This is a genomic window from Micromonospora orduensis, assembly GCF_006228125.1.
Classification (GTDB): domain Bacteria; phylum Actinomycetota; class Actinomycetes; order Mycobacteriales; family Micromonosporaceae; genus Micromonospora; species Micromonospora orduensis.
Genome location: NZ_VDFY01000236.1, coordinates 1 through 19529, shown reverse-complemented (window position 1 = coordinate 19529; position 19529 = coordinate 1). Strand labels below are relative to the sequence as shown.

Here is a 19529-nt window from a genome sequence, read left to right as displayed (position 1 = left end):
AGGGGTTGCGCATCGGGCAGTTGGAGGCGAAGGCCGCCGAGGACTTCGGGCTGGACGTGGAGAGCCTGGTCGCCGAGTACGGCCCCACCCAGCCGGTCCCGCCCACCCAGGCCGACGTGGCGATCGCCGAACGGGACGGGCTGCCGGTGCCCGAGCCGGTCCGCTACGAGCGGCCGGTGCAGGAGAAGCGGGCCGCCAAGGCGGAACGCGAACTGGCCCTGCTCGGCAAGGTCAACCCGCTCGCGCTTGAGGAGTTCGCCGCGCTGGAGGAGCGCTTCAAGTTCCTCTCGGAGCAGTTGGAGGACCTCAAGGCCACCCGGCGGGACCTGCTCACCGTGGTCAAGGACGTCGACGAGCGGATCCTGGAGGTCTTCGCCAGCGCGTTCGAGGACACCGCCCGGGAGTTCGAGCAGGTGTTCACCGTGCTCTTCCCCGGCGGCGAGGGCCGGCTGATCCTCACCGACCCCGAGGACCTGCTCACCACAGGCGTCGAGGTGGAGGCCCGCCCGCCGGGCAAGAAGATCAAACGCCTGTCGCTGCTCTCCGGTGGCGAGCGGTCGCTGACCGCGGTGGCCATGCTGGTGGCGATCTTCCGCGCCCGGCCGAGCCCGTTCTACATCATGGACGAGGTGGAGGCGGCCCTGGACGACGTGAACCTGGGCCGGCTGATCACGTTGCTGGCACAGTTGCGGGAGAAGAGTCAGCTGATCGTCATCACCCACCAGAAGCGGACGATGGAGATCGCCGACGCGCTCTACGGCGTGACCATGCGCAGCGGGGTCACGCAGGTGATCAGCCAACGGCTCAACCGGGCCGACGAGGACGACCAGCGGCACAGCCGCGGCGAGGAGAACGGGTAGTGGCTCGGGAACGCGCAACGGCGCTCCTGCTGGATCTGGACGGCGTCCTGCGCCGGTTCGACCCGGCGGTCGCCGCCGGCGTGGAGCGGGAGCACGGCCTCGCCGACGGGGTGCTCACCGAGATCGCCATGCAGTGGGGCCGGCTTCAGCCGGTGCTCACCGGGCAGGTCACCCACGCCGACTGGGTCACCAGCGTGGCCGACGCCCTGGCCGAGCCGGCCGGAGGCCCGGACCGGGCCCGTGCGGCGGTGGAGCAGTGGCAGCGTTACCGGGGCGAGGTGGACACCGAGGTGCTCGACTTCGTCCGGGAGGTACGCGCCGCCGGGATCAGGGTCGGCCTGGCCACCAACGCCACCGACCTGCTCGACGCCGACCTGGCCGCGCTCGGGCTGGTCGGCGAGCTGGACGTGGTGGTCAACTCCTCCACGCTCGGCGTGCACAAGCCTGCCCCGGAGTACTTCCAGGCCGCCTGCCAGGCGCTGGCCACCCCGCCGGCCCGGGTGCTCTTCGTCGACGACGAGGACTGGGCCGTACGGGGCGCCCGCGCGGCCGGGCTGTCGGCGCACCGCTGGGGCGGCCACGCCGACCTGCGCTACCTGCGGGCGGCCCTGGACTACTGAACGCCTGTCACTCGCCGGTGACGCCGTCGATGCGTTCCCGGATCAGGTCGGCGTGACCGTTGTGCCGGGCGTACTCCTCGATCATGTGCACGTACACCCAGCGCAGGTTGAAGGTGCGCTTCTTCGGACTGACCTCGGTGAAGGTCTCGTCGAGGGAGTGGCCGGCGGCGGCCTCGCGGGCCAGCGCCACCTCCCGGTGGAAGATGGCGAAGTCGGCCTCGGCGTCGGCGGCGCTGACATCGTGGTCGGCGTCCGGGGTCTCCGGGGTGAAGTACGGGTAGTCGACGGCCTGCCCGGCGAAGTTCTCCCGGAACCACCAGGCCTCCACCTCGGCCAGGTGCCGGACGAGGCCGAGCAGCGTCAGCCCGGACGGCTCCACGCTCGGGGTGCGCAACTGCTCCTCGGTCAGGCCGGAACACTTGAGCAGCAGTGTCTGCCGGTGGTAGTCGAGCCAGCCGTCGAGCATGGTGCGCTCGTCGCCGACGTACGGTTCGGGGGTCCGGGTGGTCTCCGGTGCGGTCCAGGTCATGCCGCGCATCCTGCCCGCCACCCCCGACACCCCGCGACGGGTTATCAGGGTACCACGACGACAGGCCAGCGCCCGGTGCGGACCAGACGGGTGGCGACAGAGCCGACCAGCCGGTGACCGGCCTGCTCGGAGGCCCCCACGACCACCATGTCGGCTTGGAACTCGTCCGCGGCCGCGCACAGTTCGGCGTACGCGTCGCCGCGCCGGCACAGGAACGTCAGCGGCACACCCAGCTCCTCGGCCCCACGTCGGCATTCCCGGCGCAGCTCGTCGGCCAACTCGTCGTGGGTTCGCTGCACCGCGCCGGCGTCCATCCCGGGCACCAGGGCGCTCAGCCCGCTCGTCGAGCTGACGAAGACCACCACCAGCGCGGCGCCCTGCCGGCGGGCCAGGCCGGCGGCGTACCAGCCGGCCCGCTCCGAGGTGCGGGTGCCGTCGACGCCGACCAGGACCACCCGGGGCCCGTCCGTGCCGCGTTCGAAGGGCAGCGGACGGGTCCTGGGGCCGTACTCCTCGCGGTCCGGTGCTCCCACGCTCATGGCTGCTTTCTCACCTCTGCTCGCCGGTACGGACCATGGCGGCACCAGCGCCGCCCGGGATGGTCGATTCCCGCTCGGCCTCCGCGCCGATCGGAGAGCTGTTGTGTTGGCGCAGCGGCACCTCCTTGATGAAGATCACCGCGATCAGCGCGATAAGCGCGAAGGGCGCGGCGGCCAGGAAGATGTCACCGGCGCCGTGGCCGTACGCGCTCTCCACCACTGCCCGGATCGGGCCGGGCAGGGTGTGCACGTCGGGCAGGACGCCACCGCTGCCCGAGCCGGATGCGGAGATGCCGAGCCGTCCCAGGCCCTCCGCGGTGTAGCCCGTGACCCTGTGGGCGAGCACCGCGCCGAGCACGGAGACGCCGATCGCGCCGCCCAGGCTGCGGAAGAACGCCACAGTCGAGCTGGCCACGCCGAGCTCGTGCGTGCCGACGGTGTTCTGCACCGCGAGGACCAGGTTCTGCATGGTCATGCCCAGGCCGATGCCGACCAGCGCCATGTAGACGCTGAGCAGGGTGAAGCTGGTGTCGGCCCGGAGCGTGCCCATCAGCGCGAAGCCGGCGGTGAGCAGTGCCGTACCGATCACCAGGAACCGCTTCCAGCGGCCGGTACGGGTGATGATCCGGCCGCTCAGCGTCGAGGACACCAGCAGGCCGAGGATCATCGGGAGGGTCATCAGGCCGGACATGGTCGGGCTCTGGCCGCGGCTGATCTGGAAGTACTGGCCGAGGAAGACCGACGCGCCGAACATGCCCACGCCGACCGCGATGCTGGCGACGACAGCCAGGGTGATGGTGCGGTTGCGGAACAGCCGTGGCGGGATCATCGGCTCGGCGGCCCGGGTCTCCACCCGGATCGCCAGTGCGGCGAGCACCAGGGCGCCGACCACCATGACGACGCTCTGCCAGGAGGCCCAGGCGAACTGGCCGCCGGCGAGCGAGACCCAGATCAGCAGCACCGAGACGGCCGCGGTGATCAGGGTGGCGCCCCACCAGTCGATCTGCGCCTTCCGCTTCACGACCGGCAGGTGCAGGGTCTTCTGGAGCACGACAAGCGCGGCGATGGCGAACGGCACGCCGACGTAGAAGCACCAGCGCCAGCCGAGCCATGAGGTGTCGACGATCACACCGCCGATCAGGGGGCCGCCGATGGTGCCGACGGCCATCACGGCGCCGAGGTAGCCGCTGTAGCGGCCCCGCTCGCGCGGCGCGATCATGGTCGCCATGATCACCTGGGCCAGTGCGGTGAGGCCCCCGGCGCCGATGCCCTGGAGGACCCGGCAGGCGATCAACTCGCTGGTGCCCTGTGCGGCGCCGGCCAGCACCGAACCCAGCACGTAGATCCCCAGGGAGATCTGGACCAGGAGTTTCTTGCTTGTCAGATCAGCGAGCTTGCCCCAGATGGGGGTGGTCGCGGTGGTCGCGAGCAGGGCCGAGGTGACGACCCAGGTGTACGCGGACTGACCGCCGCGCAGCTCGGTGATGATCCGCGGCAGCGCGTTAGAGACGACCGTGGAGGAGAGGATCGCGACGAACATGCCGAGCAGTAGGCCGGAGAGTGCCTGCAGGATCTGCCGGTGGGTCATGTCGACGCCGGTCGCCCGGGTGGGCGCTGTCGCCTGGCTCATCGTTGCTGCCTCCGAGAGGAGTTGAGTGAAAGCGGTGGGCCGCCGGAGTATTGCCTGAGGCAACCATTGGAACTAGTTGCCCGAAGCAACAACCTGTGGGGTTGGAAGTTCATTCCCACCCCGCGGCGTCACTGCCAGGAGTCGTTGAACCGGCCGAGCAGACGGGCGAACTCCTCGACGTCCCGGTCCGGCCAGCCGTCCAGGGCGCGCAGGAACTCCCCCAACCGGGCGGCCCGGGCCACGTCGAACCGGTGCTGCCCCTCCTCGGTGAGGCTGATCTGCGCGGCCCGCCGGTCACTCGGGTCCGGGTCGCGGTGGACCAGGCCGAGGACCTCCAACGCGTTGATCTGCCGGCTCAGCGTCCCCTTGCCCACACCGAGCCGCGCCGCCAACTCGGTCAACCGGATCGACCCGCTGCGCCGCAGCCAGAGCAGCAGCCCGTAGGTGTTCGGTTCGAGGTTCGGATGCACCTCCCGGGCGATCTCCCACGAAACCGCCCGACCACGACGCAACAGGGCGGTCAACTCGTGCTCGACCGCCCGGATCGGCTCCGGCAGGTGCTCATCCACCGCTAGAGACTACGACGCGGTCCGCTCGCCGGCTGCCGACAGTCGGCGCCGCATCACCGGCCGTAGGTGCCCGTCCTTCGTGGTGCCCTCGATCGTCACGTCCGCCCCACGCCCCTCATGCGTCAGCGTGGCCACCGCGTTGCCGAAGTAGGGACCGGCCAGCTTGCGCCAGCGCACCCCCGGCCGGCGGACACCCGCCGAACGGGCCAGCGCCCGGGTCGCTCCGGCCGGACCCGGCGACCAGCCCAGTCGCATCAACGGACGGATGCCGGTCGGCACCTGGTTGTGGATCGGCGAGCAGGTGAGCTGGTGCACCGGTGTGACCACCGCCGGGTCGGCGAACCGGGCCCGGGCCACGTACGAGTGGTGCACATCCCCGGAGAGCACGCTTATCGACGCCGGCGGGGCGTACGCCGGACCGGCGCCCACCCGCGCGCCGGACTCCCTCGGGGTGCCGGTGCCGATCCGGGAGAACGTCTCCGCCAGCGCCTCGAAGGAGCGCCGGAACGCCGCCCAGTGCTCCAGGTCCAGAGCGCGGCGCAGCTTCTCCGCCCCGCGCGCCACCCACGGCCGGCGCGAGTCCGCCAACTTCTCGTTCCACGCCTCGATGTGGTGGATGCCCTGCGGCAGCAGCCAGGGCAGCGAGGCGCCGACCACCAGGTGGTCGTAGACGCCATGCGCCTGGTCGAGGAACCAGGACCACTCGCCCGGCGGCAGCATCGCCCGGCTGCCCGGCTCGAGCACCCGGCTGCACCGGTTGTCCAGCATGACCAGCCTGGTCCGGCCCAGGTCCAGGGCGTAACTCCACTGGTACTGCACCGCGCGCCAGCGCTCGGTGTCGTGCGCGAGGTCGGACTCCTGGTCCACCCGGTGCCCGAACTCGCGCAGCACACCCGTGGCGTCCTCGGCGGCGGCGACCTTCGCGAAGACCGGGTCGGCGGCGATCTCGTCCGGGGAGAGGTTGCCCAGGTGCTGGTAGACCCAGTACGAGGCGAGCCCGCTGCCGATCCGCTCCTGCCACCACGGCTGCTCGCGCATCTCGGCCCGCCACGCCGCCGAGGTGTTCCAGTCGTCGATGATCTCGTGATCGTCGAAGATCATCACGCTCGGCACGGTGGAGAGCAGCCAGCGGATCTCCGGATCGCGCCAGGACTCCAGGTACAGCTTGGTGTACTCGTCGAAGCTCACCACCTGGTCGGCCGGGGCGCCCTTGGGCCGCCGCCGGCGCCGACGCAGCAGCCGCCGCACCGTCGGGGAGGTGACGTCGGCGTAGACCTGGTCGCCGAGCAGCACCAGCAGGTCCGGCAGCGCGTTGGACTCCGGGTCGGCCATCAACCGCCGGGCGTACGCGTCCAGGGCGTCCGGCGGCAGCTTGCGGGTGGTGGAGTGCTGGGTGGTCTCCCGGCACGAGCCGAAGATCAGGTTGACCGGCTGGTCCCGGTCGTCGACCGCCCGGGTGCGGATCACGCTCGGCGGAAAGCCGCTGCTCGGGACCGGCCAGACCAGCTCGTCGTCGACAAGCACCTCGTAGGTGGTCGCGCTGTCCGGGGTGAGCCCCTGCACCACGACGAGGGCGTAGTGGTGGTCGTACGCCGAGAAGGTGGGCGCGGTGCCGGTGGCGCCACTGGCGGTGCGGACCGTGACCACGGCGGGCGCCGCCGTCTCCACCCAGATGGTCGCCCTGGTGTCGACGACTCGCCGCAGGAGTGGGCCGATGAGGAGGTGTGCGGCGGGCATGTCGCCGAGCCTACCGCCGGTTCCCGGCACCAGCCGGGTGCGGTGGCTGGGACGCCGTCGCCGCCATCTGACAGGATTCCGGCATGGCCGAATATCTCGTCCTCGCTCTGGTCCTGCTCGGTGTGCTGATCGCCGGCACAGTCGGGCTGGTCGTGCCGCGGTTGCGGCGGCGGCCCGAGCCCCCGCTGCCGCGCACCGAGGTCGACACCCGGGCCGAAGAGGATCTCGCCGGCCCGCCGGTCGAGGCACCCGAGTCCGATCTGTCCACAGGTGTCCTGGTCGAGCCGCCACCGGTCATCGAGGCGCCCCCCGTCGAGGTGCCCGAGCCGACCGCCGGGCGGCTGGTCCGGCTCCGCTCGCGGCTGTCCCGCTCACAGAACGTGTTCGGCAAGGGTCTGCTCGGCCTGCTCGCCCGCGACCACCTCGACGAGGACGTCTGGGAGGAGATCGAGGACAGCCTGATCAGCGCCGACGTCGGCGTCGACGCCACCCGGGAGATCGTCGACCGGCTCCGCGAGCGGACCCGGGTGCTCGGCACCCGCTCGGCGTCCGAGCTGCGCGCGCTGCTCGCCGCCGAGCTGGTGAACGCCCTCGACCCGGGCATGGACCGCTCGTTGCGGACCGCCCCGAAGGAGGGCGTGCCGGCCGTCGTGCTGGTGGTCGGCGTCAACGGCGCCGGCAAGACCACCACCTGCGGCAAGATCGCCCGGGTGCTGGTGGCCGACGGCCGCAGCGTGCTGCTCGGCGCCGCGGACACCTTCCGGGCCGCGGCCGCCGACCAGCTGGAGACCTGGGGGTCCCGCGTCGGCGCCGAGACCGTCCGGGGGCCCGAGGCCGCCGACCCGGCCAGCGTCGCCTTCGACGCCGTCAAACGCGGCATCGACACCGGCGTGGACACCGTGCTCATCGACACCGCCGGCCGGCTGCAGAACAAGGTCGGCCTGATGGACGAGCTGGGCAAGGTCAAGCGCGTGGTCGAGAAGCAGGGGCCGATCGACGAGACACTGCTCATCCTCGACGCCACCACCGGGCAGAACGGCCTGGAACAGGCCCGGGTCTTCACCGAGGTGGTAAACGTGACAGGCGTGGTGCTGACCAAGCTCGACGGCACCGCCAAGGGTGGCATCGTGATCGCCGTGCAGCGCAAGCTCGGCATCCCGGTGAAGCTCGTCGGGCTCGGCGAAGGCAAGGACGATCTGGCCCCGTTCGACCCCGCGCAGTTCGTCGACGCGCTGCTGGGGACCGAGGCCACCGGACGGGACGCGTAGTCTCTGGTGACCACCGACGATCGCGCGTACGCGGGCTGGCGCGACCCCGGCCACCCCTCGCAGCGCCTCGGGAGACCGTACGTGACTTCGCAGGAGATCCCGCTGCACGGCGGCAACGTGAGCACCGTTGTCCGGGTCGGGGACACGGTCCGTCGCAACGCCGGACCGTGGACCCCGTCCGTGCACGCCCTGCTGCGGCACCTGGAGTACGTGGGGTTCACCGGCGCGCCCAAGGCGCTCGGCATGGACGAACGCAACCGCGAGGTGCTGTCGTACCTGGAGGGGGAGTGCGGGGAGTATCCGCTCGCCGCCCACTGGGTGACCGACGAGGCGCTGGTCACCGTCGCCACGATGCTGCGGATGTTCCACGACGCGCAGTACGGCTTCACCCCGCCGCCGGGCGCGGTCTGGCGTTCGTTCGGGCCGCCGCCGCCGGACACCGAGGTGATCTGCCACCACGACGCCGCGCCGCACAACGTGATCTGGCGTCCCGACGGCACGCTGGGGCTTATCGACTTCGACCTCGCGTCGCCCGGCGCCCGCATCTACGACGTGGCGTACGCGGCCTGGACGTGGGTGCCGATCTTCGCGGACCGGGACTCGATCACCCTGGGCTGGAAGCGTCCGGACCGGCCGCGCCGGTTGCGCCTCTTCGCCGACGCGTACGGGCTGATCCCCAGGGACCGGCACCGGCTGATCCGCACCATCCGCAAGCGGATCGTGGACCACGTCGAGGGGATCCGTCGGATGGCGGCCGCCGGTGAGCCGGCGTTCGTCCGGATCGTGCACAAGGGGCACCTGCGCCGGCCGATGCGCGACCTGCGGCTGCTCGACTACGAGCGGCACGCCCTGGAGAACGCCCTCCGCTGAGCCGTTCGAACGATCCACCATCGTCCATGCCGCCGACTGTGCGGACTTCGTGACACGTACGAAACAACCCGTCACGAAACGGAAACCGGCACGGGACACTGGGTGAAACAGCCGGCCGCGAAGCTTCCGCGCAACCGGCCTACGGGCGACGCTGCCCCGGAAAGCCGCGAAGGAGGACTTCACCTTTTAGGAGGCCAGCGTGCCTGAAGCACCGACGATCGACGGCGCCAATACCACGTGGCTGCTGGTTTCGACCGCGCTCGTGCTGCTCATGACCCCCGGACTGGCGCTGTTCTACGGCGGCCTCAACCGGGCCAAGGGCGTACTCAACATGATGATGATGAGCTTCTCCGCCATCGGGCTCATCTCTATTCTGTGGTGGTTCTACGGTTTCAGCGTCGCCTTCGGGACCGACGTGAACGGCTTCTGGGGTGACCCGGGCGCGTACCTCGGCACCAAGACCTTCCTCGCCGAGACCGACCTGTGGGGTGCCACGGCGGAGAACCCCAGCGGCATCGGCGTCCCGCTCTACGTGTTCATGGCCTTCCAGATGGTCTTCGCGGTGATCACCGTCGCGCTGATCAGCGGTGCCATCGCCGACCGGGCCAAGTTCGCCGGCTGGCTGCTGTTCGCCTTCGGCTGGGCCACCCTCGTCTACTTCCCGGTCGCGCACTGGGTGTGGGGCGGCGGCATCATCGGCGGCGACATCCACGCACTGGACTTCGCCGGTGGCACGGCGGTGCACATCAACGCCGGTGCGGCGGCCCTGGCCGTGGCCCTGGTACTCGGTAAGCGGCTCGGTTGGCCGCGTGAGGGCATGAAGCCGCACAACATCCCGCTGGTCGCGCTCGGCGCCGGTCTGCTGTGGTTCGGCTGGTTCGGGTTCAACGCCGGCTCGGAGCTGACCGTCGACTCGGTCGCCGGCCTCGCCTTCATCAACACCCAGCTTGCCACGGCGGCGGCGGTGCTCGGCTGGATCGCTGTCGAGTGGGTCAAGGACCGGAAGCCGACGATGGTCGGTGCCTCGTCCGGCGCCGTCGCCGGCCTGGTCGCCATCACCCCGGCCTGTGGCTTCATCGCACCGTGGGCGTCCGTCCTGCTCGGCATCATCGCCGGCGTGGTGTGCGCGCTCGCCGTCAGCCTCAAGTACCGGCTCGGCTACGACGACTCGCTCGACGTGGTCGGTGTGCACTTCGTCGGTGGTTGGATCGGCTCGCTCTGGCTCGGCCTCTTCGCCACCAACTCGGTAAACGCCGCGATCAGCGACGTGGTGGGCGCCTCCGACGGCCTCTTCTACGGCGGCGGCGCGACCCAGCTCGGGCGGCAGGCCCTGGCCGGCCTGATCGTCACCGTCTGGTCGTTCGGCATCGCCTGGGTGCTGGCCTTCGTCATCGAGAAGACGATCGGCTTCCGCGTCCGGGGCGAGGCCGAGGTCGAGGGCATCGACATCGCCGAGCACGCCGAGAGCAGCTACGACCTGTCCCCGGCGGGCGGCGGCACCGGCAGCGCGTTCGCGATGGCAGGCATCGGCACCCCCGGTGGCGGCACCACGAGTGGCGCCCGGCCGGAGGCCGAGCCCGCCGAGCCCGTCAGCGAAAAGGTCGCCGGTTAACGTTCCTGGGATGGAGGGGTTGGACATGAAGCTGGTGACCGCGGTCATCAAGCCGTACCAGCTGGACGCGGTGAAGGAGGCCCTGCACGCCCTCGGCGTGGCCGGGTTGACCGTCAGCGAGGTCCAGGGGTACGGGCGGCAGAAGGGGCACACCGAGGTCTACCGGGGTGCCGAGTACACGGTCGAGTTCCTGCCCAAGATCCGGGTAGAGGTGCTCACCGACGAGATCGACGTGGACAAGGTGGTGGACGCCATCGTCGGCGCCGCCCGTACCGGCAAGATCGGTGACGGGAAGGTCTGGGTCACCGGTGTCGAAGAGGTCGTCCGGGTACGCACCGGCGAGCGCGGCCTCGACGCCCTCTGACCTCGACCACGACTGACATGACCTCGTTGATCGGGAAGAACGCGTCAGGCTACGCCGATGAGGGCGACGCGAACCTCCTGATCAACGAGGTCGTCGGCGTACGCGGGGGGATCGGGGAGGCCGCCCGGGTGGGGCGGGCGGCCGCGTACGACGCGTTCCTGCGCGGGCTGCTGCCGGCACGGGACGGGGTGGCGCTGCTCGCCGTCGGTGGATTGGGCCGGCGGCAGTGCGCGCCGTACGGCGACCTCGACCTGGTCCTCCTGCACGCGGGGGTGCCCGGCACCGACGAGCTGGCCGCCTCGGTGTGGTATCCGATCTGGGACGCCGGCCTGCGCCTCGACCACTCGGTGCGCACCGTCTCCGAGGCGCTGTCGGTGGCCCAGGACGACGTCAAGGTGGCCCTCGGGTTGCTCGACGCGCGGCTGGTGGTCGGCGATCGGGCGCTGGCCGACTCGCTGATCCGTACCGCCGCCGACCACTGGCGGCGCACCGCCGTGCGGCACCTGCCCGGTCTGCGGGAGGTCACCGAAGCCCGCTGGCAGGCCCACGGCGAGCTGGCCTTCCTGCTGGAGGGTGATCTCAAGGAGGCCGCCGGCGGCCTGCGCGACGTGGGGCTGCTGCGGGCGATCTCGGCCGCCGGCATCACCGACGCGCTGCGCCCCGCCGTACGCGCCGCCCACCTGCGTCTGCTGGACACCCGTGACGCCCTGCACCAGCAGGTCGGCCGGCGGGTCGACCGGCTGGTCGCCCAGGAACGCGACGGCGTGGCCGCGCTGCTGGGGCTGGAGGGCGGCGACGCTCTCCTGCGCCGTGTCGCCGGGGACGCCCGGACGGTCAGCCACGCCCTGGACGACGCCTTCCGGGCCGCCGACCGGCTGCGTTCCGGCCGGTCCCGGGGCGGAAACGGTCGTCCCGTTCGCCGCCCAGTGGCCCGTGACGTCGTCGAACACGACGGCGAGCTGGTGCTCGCGCGGACCGCGATCGGGGCACGCCCCGACCCGAGCCTGTCCCTGCGGATCGCCGCCGCGGCGGCCGCCACCCGGCTGCCGATCGCCCGAGCCACCTGCGAGTGGCTGGCGGCGTACTGCCCACCGTTGCCCGCACCCTGGCCGGCCGAGGCGAGGGCCGCGCTCACCACGCTGCTCGGCGCCGGTCCCGGTCTGGTGCCGGCCTGGGAGACGTGTGACAGGTACGGGCTGGTCGACGGCTGGCTGCCCGAGTGGACCCGCCTGCGCAGCCTGCCCCAGCACAACCCGGTGCACCGCTACACCCTCGACCGGCACCTGGTGCAGACCGCCCACGAGGCCAGCCGGCACACCCGCGAGGTGGAACGCCCCGACCTGCTGCTTCTCGGCGCCCTGCTGCACGACATCGGCAAGGGCCTCCCCGGCGACCACAGCACGGTCGGGGTGCCGCTCGCCGAGGCGGTGGCGACCCGGATCGGTCTGCCAGCCGCCGAGGCCGAGCTGATCGGCAGGCTGGTGCGGCTGCACCTGCTGCTACCCGACGTGGCCACCCGCCGGGACCTGGCGGACCCGGTCACCATCGCCTCGGTGGCCGAGGCGGTCGGGGACACCGGCACGCTCGACCTACTCCACGCGCTGGTGCGCGCGGACGCGGCGGCGACCGGGCCGGCGGCCTGGTCGGACTGGAAGGGCCGGCTCGTCGCCGAGCTGGTCGCCCGGGTCCGTACCGCTCTGGACACCGGCGTACTGCCCGAGCCGCCGGCTCCCGACCCGGCACTGCTGGCCGGGCCGCTGCCGGTCGTCCACCTCGCCGAGGACCGGGTGGCGGTGGCCGCCGCCGACCGGCGTGGGCTGCTCGCCACGGTGGCCGGCTGCCTGGCGCTGCACCGGCTGGAAGTGATCTCGGCGGACGCCTCGGCGGTCGACGGCCGGGCCCTGGTCGAGTGCCGGGTGCAACCCCGCTACGGGCTGCCACCGGACCCGGTCCCACTCCGGGCCGACCTGCGCCGGGCCGTCGCCGGGGACGTGTCGGTCACCCAGCGGCTGCGCGGGCGTGCGCTCGCCGGTCGTGGCGGGGGCGCGGCGCCCCGCGTGGTGTGGCACCGCGAGGCGGCCACCGACGCCGTGCTCCTGGAACTGCGCGCCGCCGACGCCGCCGGGCTGCTCTACCGGGTCGCCTGCGCGCTCGACGAGGCCGGCGCCCTGGTCCGCGCGGCCCGGATCTCCACCCTCGGCGGCGACGTGGTGGACGCCTTCTACCTGGTGGGCGGCTGGCCGGACGACGCCACCCGGGCCCGCCTGGAGGCCGCCGTCCTCGCCGCCGTCTGACCGGCGGTCCTGGCCGTCGCCGGTCACGCCGGGCCACGCGTCGGGCGGTCCGGTCGGCGGCGTGTCGCGTCGACCGCCGGCGCGACCGCTCCCGCGAGCCGGCCACCTCGATGAGCGATATACCTCAGAGTCATATTCATACCTGAGAGTCATATTGCTCACCGGAGTGTCGCTGCGCGGCTCGCCGTCCCGGCCCGGCGGATACGTCGGCGGACGTAGCGGCGGAGCCGCCGCCGGACGCACGACGGGTGCCCTCGGCGCGGGCAGAATGACGGCCATGTGGCGCAGCGGGTGGCAGACGAGAGTGGCGGACGCCCTGCTCGCCCTGGTGCTGCTCGGGTTCGGGCTGCTCGCCACCGGCCTGGCCGGCGACAACCAGCCGGGGTCGCGACAGGTGGACACCGTCTGTCGGCTGCTGATCGCCGTCGCCGCGCTCGCCCTGTGCGTCCGGCGGCGCGTTCCGGTCGTCACCCTCGCCGTGGTCACCGTGGCCACGTCGACGTACCTGCTGATCGGCTACCCGTACGGCCCCGTCCTGCTCGCGTTCCTGGTGGCGGTGTACAGCGTGGCGGTGCGGCTGCCGGTACGCCCGGCCGCGCTCGCCGCCGGTGCCGCGTTCGTCCTGCTGCTGGCCCACGTCTTCTTCTCCCGTGGCCCGGCGCCGGGTTGGACGGGAGTGCTGCCCGCCTCGGCCTGGGTGGTCGTACCGTTCGCGGTGGGGGTGGTGGTGCGCGTGACCCGGGAGGCCGCCGCACGCACCCGGGTGGAGCAGGCCCGCGACCGCGCCGAACAGGCCCGGCGGCAGGCCGACGAGGAGCGGCTGCGCATCGCGCAGGAGGTGCACGACGTGGTGGGGCACGGGCTGGCCGCGATCAGCATGCAGGCGGACATCGCCCTGCATCTGCTGCCGAAGCGACCGGAGCAGGCCGAGGTCGCTCTGACCGCGATCAGCCGGACCAGCCGTGAGGCGCTCGATGAGCTGCGGGTCACCCTCGGCGCGGTCCGACGGGGTGCGGAGCGTGGGCCGGTACCCGGTCTGGCCCGGCTCCCGGCGTTGCGCGACCGGCTCGCCGGAGCGGGGCTCACCGTCGAGGTGCGCGTGGTCGGTGATCCCCGGGAGCTGCCGGCGGCGGTGGACCTGGCCGCGTACCGGGTGGTGCAGGAGGCGTTGACAAACGTGCTGCGCCACGCGGGGGTGGCCCGCGCGGAGGTGACCGTGGGGTACCGCCCCGACGAGGTGACCGTCGAGGTCACCGACCGGGGCGCGGGCGCCACCCGAGCCGGCCTGGATCCGGCCGACGACGAGAGCGGGCACGGCCTCGCCGGGATGCGGGAACGGGTCACCGCGCTGGGCGGGCGGCTCACCGCCGGGCCGCCCCCGGACGGCGGCTTCCGGGTGTACGCGTGCCTGCCGGTGGGGTCGGCCCCGTGATCCGGGTGCTGATCGCCGACGACCAGGACCTGGTCCGGCTCGGTCTGCGCGCGCTTGTGGAGAGCGAGGACGGCCTGGTGCTGGCCGGCGAGGCGGCCGACGGGCTGCGGGCGGTGGAACTGGCCCGCCGGGAACGGCCCGACGTGGTGCTGATGGACATCCGGATGCCCGGCATCGACGGCATCGAGGCGACCCGCCGCATCGTCGCCGACCCCGACCTGACCGGCACGCGGGTGGTGGTGCTCACGACCTTCGAGCTGGACGAATACGTCTTCGATGCGCTGCGGCACGGCGCGAGCGGGTTCCTCACCAAGGACAGCCGGCCGGCGGAGCTGCTGCGCGCGATCCGACTGGTGGCCGAGGGTGAGGCGCTGCTGTCCCCGTCGGTGACCCGTCGGGTGGTGCGGGAGTTCGCCACCAGGCCGTCGCGGGCGCCCCGGCCGCACCCCCGGCTCGACACGCTCACCGACCGGGAGCGCCAGGTGGTCGGCCTGGTCGGCGAAGGGCTGAACAACGAGGAGATCGGGGCCCGGTTGGTGGTCAGCCCGGCGACCGCGAGGACCCACGTCAGCCGGGCGATGGGCAAGCTGGGAGCCCGGGACCGGGCCCAGCTCGTCGTCTTCGCGTACCAGTCGGGGCTGGTGTCCGGTTGACGGCGCCGGCGGCCCCGCGCGGGCGGCCCCGGTGTACGGCCGGGGCGTCCGGGACGCTGGCCGGGCCGGGCGACAGCGGCCGTGCGGTGGGCCGGTTACCCTTGCGGTGGCCGGACTCCGCACTGCCGGCCGCGTTATGCCCGCCGGAACACTGACAAACGGGATGTTCGCGTGTTTGACACCTTGAGTGACCGCCTGTCCGGGATCTTCACCAAGCTCCGCGGCAAGGGGCGGCTCACCGACGCCGACATCGACGCCACCGCGCGCGAGATCCGCCTCGCGCTGCTGGAGGCGGACGTCGCGCTGCCGGTGGTCAAGGGCTTCATCGCGGCCGTCAAGGAGCGTGCCCGCAGCGCCGAGGTCTCCCAGGCGCTGAACCCGGCCCAGCAGATCATCAAGATCGTTAACGAAGAGCTGATCAAGGTGCTCGGCGGCGAGGGCCGGCGGCTCCAGTTCGCCAAGCAGCCGCCCACGGTGATCATGCTGGCCGGCCTCCAGGGCTCCGGTAAGACCACGCTGGCCGGCAAGCTGGCCCGCTGGCTCAAGGCCCAGGGGCACCAGCCGCTGCTGGTCGCCGCCGACCTCCAGCGCCCCAACGCTGTCGGGCAGCTCCAGGTGCTCGGTGGCCGGGCCGGCGTCGAGGTGTACGCCCCGGAGCCCGGCAACGGCACCGGCGACCCGGTGCAGGTGGCCCGCGCCTCGATCGAGCACGCCAAGCGCGCCGCCCGCGACATCGTCATCGTCGACACCGCCGGCCGACTCGGCATCGACGCCGAGATGATGCAGCAGGCCGCCGACATCCGCGACGCCGTCTCGCCGGACGAGGTCATCTTCGTCATCGACGCGATGGTCGGTCAGGACGCCGTGCGCACCGCCGAAGCGTTCCGCGACGGCGTCGGCATCACCGGCGTGGTGCTCTCCAAGCTCGACGGCGACGCCCGCGGTGGTGCCGCCCTGTCCGTGCGCGAGGTGACCGGGCAGCCGATCCTGTTCGCCTCCACCGGCGAGAAGCTGGAGGACTTCGACGTCTTCCACCCCGACCGGATGGCCAGCCGGATCCTCGGCATGGGCGACGTCCTCACTCTGATCGAGCAGGCCGAGCAGGCCTTCGACTCCGATCAGAAGGAGAAGATGACCGCCAAGCTGATGGGCGGCGAGCAGTTCACCCTTGACGACTTCCTCGACCAGCTCATCGCGGTCCGGCGGATGGGCCCGATCGCCAACGTGCTGGCCATGATGCCCGGCATGGGGCAGATGAAGGACCAGCTCGCCGAGCTGGACGACAGCCACTTCGACCGGGTCACCGCGATCATCAGGTCGATGACCCCGGGCGAGCGGACCAACCCGAAGATCATCAACGGTTCTCGCCGGGCCCGCATCGCCAACGGCTCCGGGGTCACCGTGATGGACGTCAACCAGCTGCTCAACCGCTTCGCCGACGCGCAGAAGATGATGAAGCAGATGGGCGGCATGATGGGCCTACCCGGCGGTGGCCGGCGCAAGGCGACCAAGTCGCCGAAGAACAAGCGCAAGGGCACCAAGGGCGGCGGTCGTCCGCGTACCGGTGCTGGTGCCGGGCTCCCGGGCGGTTTCCCGGGTGGCATGCCGCAGCTCCCGCCGGGCATGGACCCGAACGACCTCGCCGCGGGCCAGGGTCTGCCGCCCGGCTTCAAGCTCCCGAAGATCGACTTCAACAAGCTCGGCAAGGGCGACAACCGCCCGCGCTGACGCGTGTCGGTGGCGGTGGGCGACGGACCAGCACCTACGGTTATGTCGCCCGCTGGAAGGAGGGTCATGACCCTGGCGCCAATCCTGCCCGAGCGATCGGAGTGGACGGTCGACGACCTCGGCGACCTGCCGACGGACCTTCCGTATGAGTTGATCAACGGAAGGTTGATCTTTCCGTCCCCCACCGCCCTGCACCAGGACCTCTGTGTCGAGATCCTGCTTGCACTCCGTATCAACTGTCCGCCCGAGTACCTGGTGAGCATCGACCTCTCCATGCGGGTCGACCGGCGCAACGAGCCCAGGCCGGACGTGGTCGCGATCCGCCGGGAGCACGCCGACCGCAGCACCGTGCCGGTGGAGGACGCCCTGCTCGCGGTCGAGGTGATCTCCCCGACCTCGGTCCTCCGCGACATGTACGACAAGGCGCGGGTCTACGCCCACGCCGGCGTGCAGACCTACTGGGTGGTCGACCCACTGCGCGAGCGGATGACGCTGACCGAGTTCGTCCTCGGCCCCAAGGGCGAGTACGAGGCGGCCGCGCACACCGACGACGTCTTCGTCACGGAGCGACCGTGGAAGGTTGCGGTGGACCTCCCGGCGCTGACCGCGCGGCGCGCGGCGCTCCTGGCGGGCCAGGGGGAGTAGCTCCTGGCCCCACCTCCGCCGGGTGGCGGTGGGTGCCGCCACCCGGCACCGGTCACCGGCTCCGCGACCGCTTCGGTGGACGCTGACCAAGGAGGCTCTCCCGCCGTGTCTCCTTGTGCTCGGCGCGGCGCCGCTGCCGCGGCGTCAGCTCAGGCCGGCCAGTCTGTCGCAGGTAGTTGGGCACCCGTCGGTCGTTCGGAATCGGCATGCTCATCGCGCGACCTCCTCGTCGGGGTGGACGGCGAGGGGGATGTCCCGTAGCGCGGGCACCTCCTGCCGTTGCGGCTCCCGGGTCAGGGTCGCGGTGAGCCGCTCCGAACTGATTTCCAGGTACGGCGGCGCGTCGCCCCCGGCGCGCTCGGCCACGGCGATCGCGACCGGCCGGCGGCACTGTCGGTCCGGGCGCACCTCGATGGTCTGCCCCGGCTGGACCAGGTACGACGGCCGGTTGACCTTGCCACCGTCGACGGTGAAGGTGTTGTGGGCGACGAGATCCCGCGCCGCGTCGACCGAGGGCGCGAAGCCGGCCCGGTGCACCAGCGCGTCGATCCGCTGTTCCAACTGACCGACTAGGTTCTCCGTCGCGTCGCCCGGCTGCCGGCCGGCCGTCACCACGGCACGGGCCAACTGCCGCATGCGCAGCTCGTACGTCGCCCGGACCTGCCGCTGGTCGGTGTCGCTCAGCGCGAACCCGCGCGGGGCGCGCCGCGGCCCGCCGCGGACGCCGATCGGGTGCCGCTGGCGACGCATCAGGGTGCCGTACGCCGGGTGCAGCGGGAACTCGTCCGTGGGCGAGGGACGTACCTTCGTCCGGACAGCCATCTTTCCTCCCTGACCTCTCGGGGTCCGACCACCGTCCACCGGGACCGGGTGAGGCCGCCCCACCCCATCCGGGTGAGCCTGCCGGGGTGACCGCCGGGGCGGGTCCGGCCCGGCGCGGCCCGGCGGCGGGTGATCCGGTAGGACTGTGCACATGGCTCTGCATGTGCGCGGTGTGCTCCTGCCGGACGACGAGGTCCGGGATCTCTGGCTGGTCGGCGACCGGGTGACCTTCACCCCGGTGCCCGGGGCGGAGACGGTCGTCGACGGCGGGTTCGTCCTCCCGGGGCTGGTCGACGCGCACTGCCACATCGGCATCGCCCGCGGTGGTGCCCCGATCACCTCCCTCGACCAGGCCCGCGAACTGGCCCGCGTGGACCGGGACGCCGGTGTGCTGACGATCCGCGACGCGGGTTCGCCGTACCCGTACCCCGAACTCGACGACGAACCGGACCTCCCGCGACTGGCCCGCGCGGGCCAGCATGTCGCCCCGCCGAAGCGCTACCTGCGCGACATCGGCGTGGAGGTCGACGCGACCGAGGTGGTCGCCACGGTGGCCGCGCAGGCGCGGGCCGGCAACGGCTGGGTGAAGCTGGTCGGTGACTGGATCGACCGGGGCGTGGGCGACCTCGCGCCCGCCTGGGACGCCGACACCCTCACCGCCGCCGTGCGGGCGGCGCACGACGCCGGGGTACGCGCCGCGGTGCACACCTTCTCCGAATCGGCTGTCGAGATCATGGTGCGGGCCGGCGTGGACTCGGTGGAACACGGCACCGGGCTCAGCCTCGACCTGATCGACGAGATGGCTCGGCGGGGCACCGCGCTGATCCCCACAATGATCAACATCGCCACGTTCGGGGGGATCGCGGAACAGGCGCGGGCCAAGTTCCCCGGGTACGCCGACCACATGCTCGCGCTGCGCGACGGCTTCCCCGAGGTCGTGCGCGCCGCCCACGAGGCGGGCGTACCCATCTACGTCGGCACCGACGCCGGCGGCGGCATCGACCACGGGCTCGCCGCCGAGGAGATGATGCTGCTGCACGAACGGGCCGGCATGCCCGCGACCGACGTACTCGCCGCCGCCTCCTGGGGCGCCCGGCAGTGGCTCGGCTTCCCCGGCCTGGTTGAAGGCGGCCTCGCCGACCTGACCGTCTACCCCGAGGACCCCCGCCGCGACCTGCGCGTCGTCCGTGCCCCGTCCCGCACGATCCTGCGCGGCCGCGTCCTCCGCTAACCGCCGCGCCCCCGCGCGTGCCCGCCCCGCGCGTGCCGCCCCGCTCGTCGCCGCCGGCGGGCGCGCCGCAAGATCGCGCTTGATCCTGGATGTAGTGGCATCCCACGACGCCGGAGGCAACTACTC

The 19529-nt window shown here is 72.3% G+C and carries 18 protein-coding genes; 12 read left to right on the top strand and 6 right to left on the bottom strand.

Going from position 1 to position 19529, the window contains the following annotated elements; all coding sequences use genetic code 11:
* Together FHG89_RS26870 and FHG89_RS26865 are read left to right on the top strand one after the other, a co-directional pair.
* Positions 1-860: AAA family ATPase (locus FHG89_RS26870; protein ID WP_167517536.1), on the top strand; the 860-nt coding region annotated here is incomplete at its 5' end.
* Positions 860-1480, top strand: a complete 621-nt coding sequence (locus FHG89_RS26865) for an HAD family hydrolase (RefSeq protein WP_139587197.1) — start codon at positions 860-862, stop codon at positions 1478-1480. The genes FHG89_RS26870 and FHG89_RS26865, both read left to right, overlap by 1 nt.
* 7 nt (positions 1481-1487) lie before the next feature.
* On the opposite strand, the gene FHG89_RS26860 is transcribed toward FHG89_RS26865, so the two are convergent.
* The 5 genes from FHG89_RS26860 to FHG89_RS26840 form a co-directional block, all read right to left on the bottom strand.
* Positions 1488-2009: a DinB family protein gene (locus tag FHG89_RS26860; RefSeq protein ID WP_139587196.1), complete on the bottom strand. Its 522-nt coding sequence runs from the start codon at positions 2007-2009 to the stop codon at positions 1488-1490.
* Between the two features lie 44 nt (positions 2010-2053).
* Positions 2054-2548: a universal stress protein gene (locus tag FHG89_RS26855; protein WP_244295890.1), complete on the bottom strand. Its 495-nt coding sequence runs from the start codon at positions 2546-2548 to the stop codon at positions 2054-2056.
* A gap of 10 nt (positions 2549-2558) precedes the next feature.
* On the bottom strand, positions 2559-4178 hold the full coding sequence (locus tag FHG89_RS26850) for an MDR family MFS transporter (RefSeq protein ID WP_139587195.1): 1620 nt from the start codon (positions 4176-4178) through the stop codon (positions 2559-2561).
* A gap of 128 nt (positions 4179-4306) precedes the next feature.
* Positions 4307-4747: a MarR family winged helix-turn-helix transcriptional regulator gene (locus FHG89_RS26845; RefSeq protein ID WP_244295888.1), complete on the bottom strand. Its 441-nt coding sequence runs from the start codon at positions 4745-4747 to the stop codon at positions 4307-4309.
* 9 nt (positions 4748-4756) lie between these two features.
* Positions 4757-6484, bottom strand: coding sequence for an alkaline phosphatase D family protein (locus tag FHG89_RS26840; protein ID WP_139587194.1), 1728 nt, complete (start codon positions 6482-6484; stop codon positions 4757-4759).
* An 83-nt stretch (positions 6485-6567) separates the two neighbouring features.
* Between FHG89_RS26840 and ftsY the strand changes: the two genes are divergently transcribed.
* The 9 genes from ftsY (at position 6568) to FHG89_RS26795 (ending at position 17350) form a co-directional block, all read left to right on the top strand.
* Entirely contained in the window at positions 6568-7752 is a 1185-nt protein-coding gene (gene ftsY, locus FHG89_RS26835) for a signal recognition particle-docking protein FtsY (RefSeq protein WP_139587193.1), read from the top strand.
* Positions 7753-7758: 6 nt separating this feature from the next.
* Positions 7759-8622 (top strand): aminoglycoside phosphotransferase family protein, encoded by an 864-nt coding sequence (locus FHG89_RS26830; RefSeq protein ID WP_208761122.1) that lies wholly within the window; start codon positions 7759-7761, stop codon positions 8620-8622.
* A gap of 199 nt (positions 8623-8821) precedes the next feature.
* Positions 8822-10234, top strand: coding sequence for an ammonium transporter (locus FHG89_RS26825; protein WP_139587191.1), 1413 nt, complete (start codon positions 8822-8824; stop codon positions 10232-10234).
* A 25-nt stretch (positions 10235-10259) separates the two neighbouring features.
* Complete coding sequence (locus FHG89_RS26820; RefSeq protein WP_172862163.1) at positions 10260-10598, top strand: P-II family nitrogen regulator; 339 nt, start codon at positions 10260-10262, stop codon at positions 10596-10598.
* Between the two features lie 17 nt (positions 10599-10615).
* Positions 10616-12892, top strand: a complete 2277-nt coding sequence (locus FHG89_RS26815) for a [protein-PII] uridylyltransferase (protein WP_139587190.1) — start codon at positions 10616-10618, stop codon at positions 12890-12892.
* A gap of 277 nt (positions 12893-13169) precedes the next feature.
* Entirely contained in the window at positions 13170-14324 is a 1155-nt protein-coding gene (locus FHG89_RS26810) for a sensor histidine kinase (RefSeq protein WP_244295886.1), read from the top strand.
* Positions 14321-14977: a response regulator transcription factor gene (locus FHG89_RS26805; RefSeq protein ID WP_139587198.1), complete on the top strand. Its 657-nt coding sequence runs from the start codon at positions 14321-14323 to the stop codon at positions 14975-14977. Before FHG89_RS26810 ends, FHG89_RS26805 begins: the two co-directional genes overlap by 4 nt.
* Before the next feature lie 171 nt (positions 14978-15148).
* Positions 15149-16705 carry a signal recognition particle protein gene (gene ffh / locus FHG89_RS26800; RefSeq protein WP_139587189.1) on the top strand — a complete coding sequence of 519 codons (1557 nt, stop codon included), beginning with the start codon at positions 15149-15151 and terminating at the stop codon, positions 16703-16705.
* 66 nt (positions 16706-16771) lie between these two features.
* Complete coding sequence (locus FHG89_RS26795; RefSeq protein WP_139587188.1) at positions 16772-17350, top strand: Uma2 family endonuclease; 579 nt, start codon at positions 16772-16774, stop codon at positions 17348-17350.
* Positions 17351-17560: 210 nt separating this feature from the next.
* Here the strand turns inward: FHG89_RS26795 and rpsD are convergent, their stop codons facing one another.
* Positions 17561-18172, bottom strand: coding sequence for a 30S ribosomal protein S4 (gene rpsD / locus FHG89_RS26790; protein ID WP_167517535.1), 612 nt, complete (start codon positions 18170-18172; stop codon positions 17561-17563).
* A gap of 151 nt (positions 18173-18323) precedes the next feature.
* Between rpsD and FHG89_RS26785 the strand changes: the two genes are divergently transcribed.
* A complete protein-coding gene (locus FHG89_RS26785) occupies positions 18324-19403 on the top strand; it encodes an amidohydrolase family protein (protein ID WP_139587186.1) in 1080 nt (359 codons plus the stop codon).
* Positions 19404-19529 lie beyond the last annotated feature (126 nt).

Bases quoted from the DNA above. Each gene is read 5' to 3' on its own strand.
- FHG89_RS26850 (WP_139587195.1), bottom strand. From the start codon at position 4,178: ATGAGCCAGGCGACAGCGCCCACCCGGGCGACCGGCGTCGACATGACC.
- rpsD (WP_167517535.1), bottom strand. From the start codon at position 18,172: ATGGCTGTCCGGACGAAGGTACGTCCCTCGCCCACGGACGAGTTCCCG.
- FHG89_RS26815 (WP_139587190.1), top strand. From the start codon at position 10,616: ATGACCTCGTTGATCGGGAAGAACGCGTCAGGCTACGCCGATGAGGGC.
- FHG89_RS26795 (WP_139587188.1), top strand. From the start codon at position 16,772: ATGACCCTGGCGCCAATCCTGCCCGAGCGATCGGAGTGGACGGTCGAC.
- FHG89_RS26840 (WP_139587194.1), bottom strand. From the start codon at position 6,484: ATGCCCGCCGCACACCTCCTCATCGGCCCACTCCTGCGGCGAGTCGTC.
- FHG89_RS26810 (WP_244295886.1), top strand. From the start codon at position 13,170: ATGTGGCGCAGCGGGTGGCAGACGAGAGTGGCGGACGCCCTGCTCGCC.
- FHG89_RS26785 (WP_139587186.1), top strand. From the start codon at position 18,324: ATGGCTCTGCATGTGCGCGGTGTGCTCCTGCCGGACGACGAGGTCCGG.
- ftsY (WP_139587193.1), top strand. From the start codon at position 6,568: ATGGCCGAATATCTCGTCCTCGCTCTGGTCCTGCTCGGTGTGCTGATC.
- FHG89_RS26860 (WP_139587196.1), bottom strand. From the start codon at position 2,009: ATGACCTGGACCGCACCGGAGACCACCCGGACCCCCGAACCGTACGTC.
- FHG89_RS26820 (WP_172862163.1), top strand. From the start codon at position 10,260: ATGAAGCTGGTGACCGCGGTCATCAAGCCGTACCAGCTGGACGCGGTG.
- FHG89_RS26855 (WP_244295890.1), bottom strand. From the start codon at position 2,548: ATGAGCGTGGGAGCACCGGACCGCGAGGAGTACGGCCCCAGGACCCGT.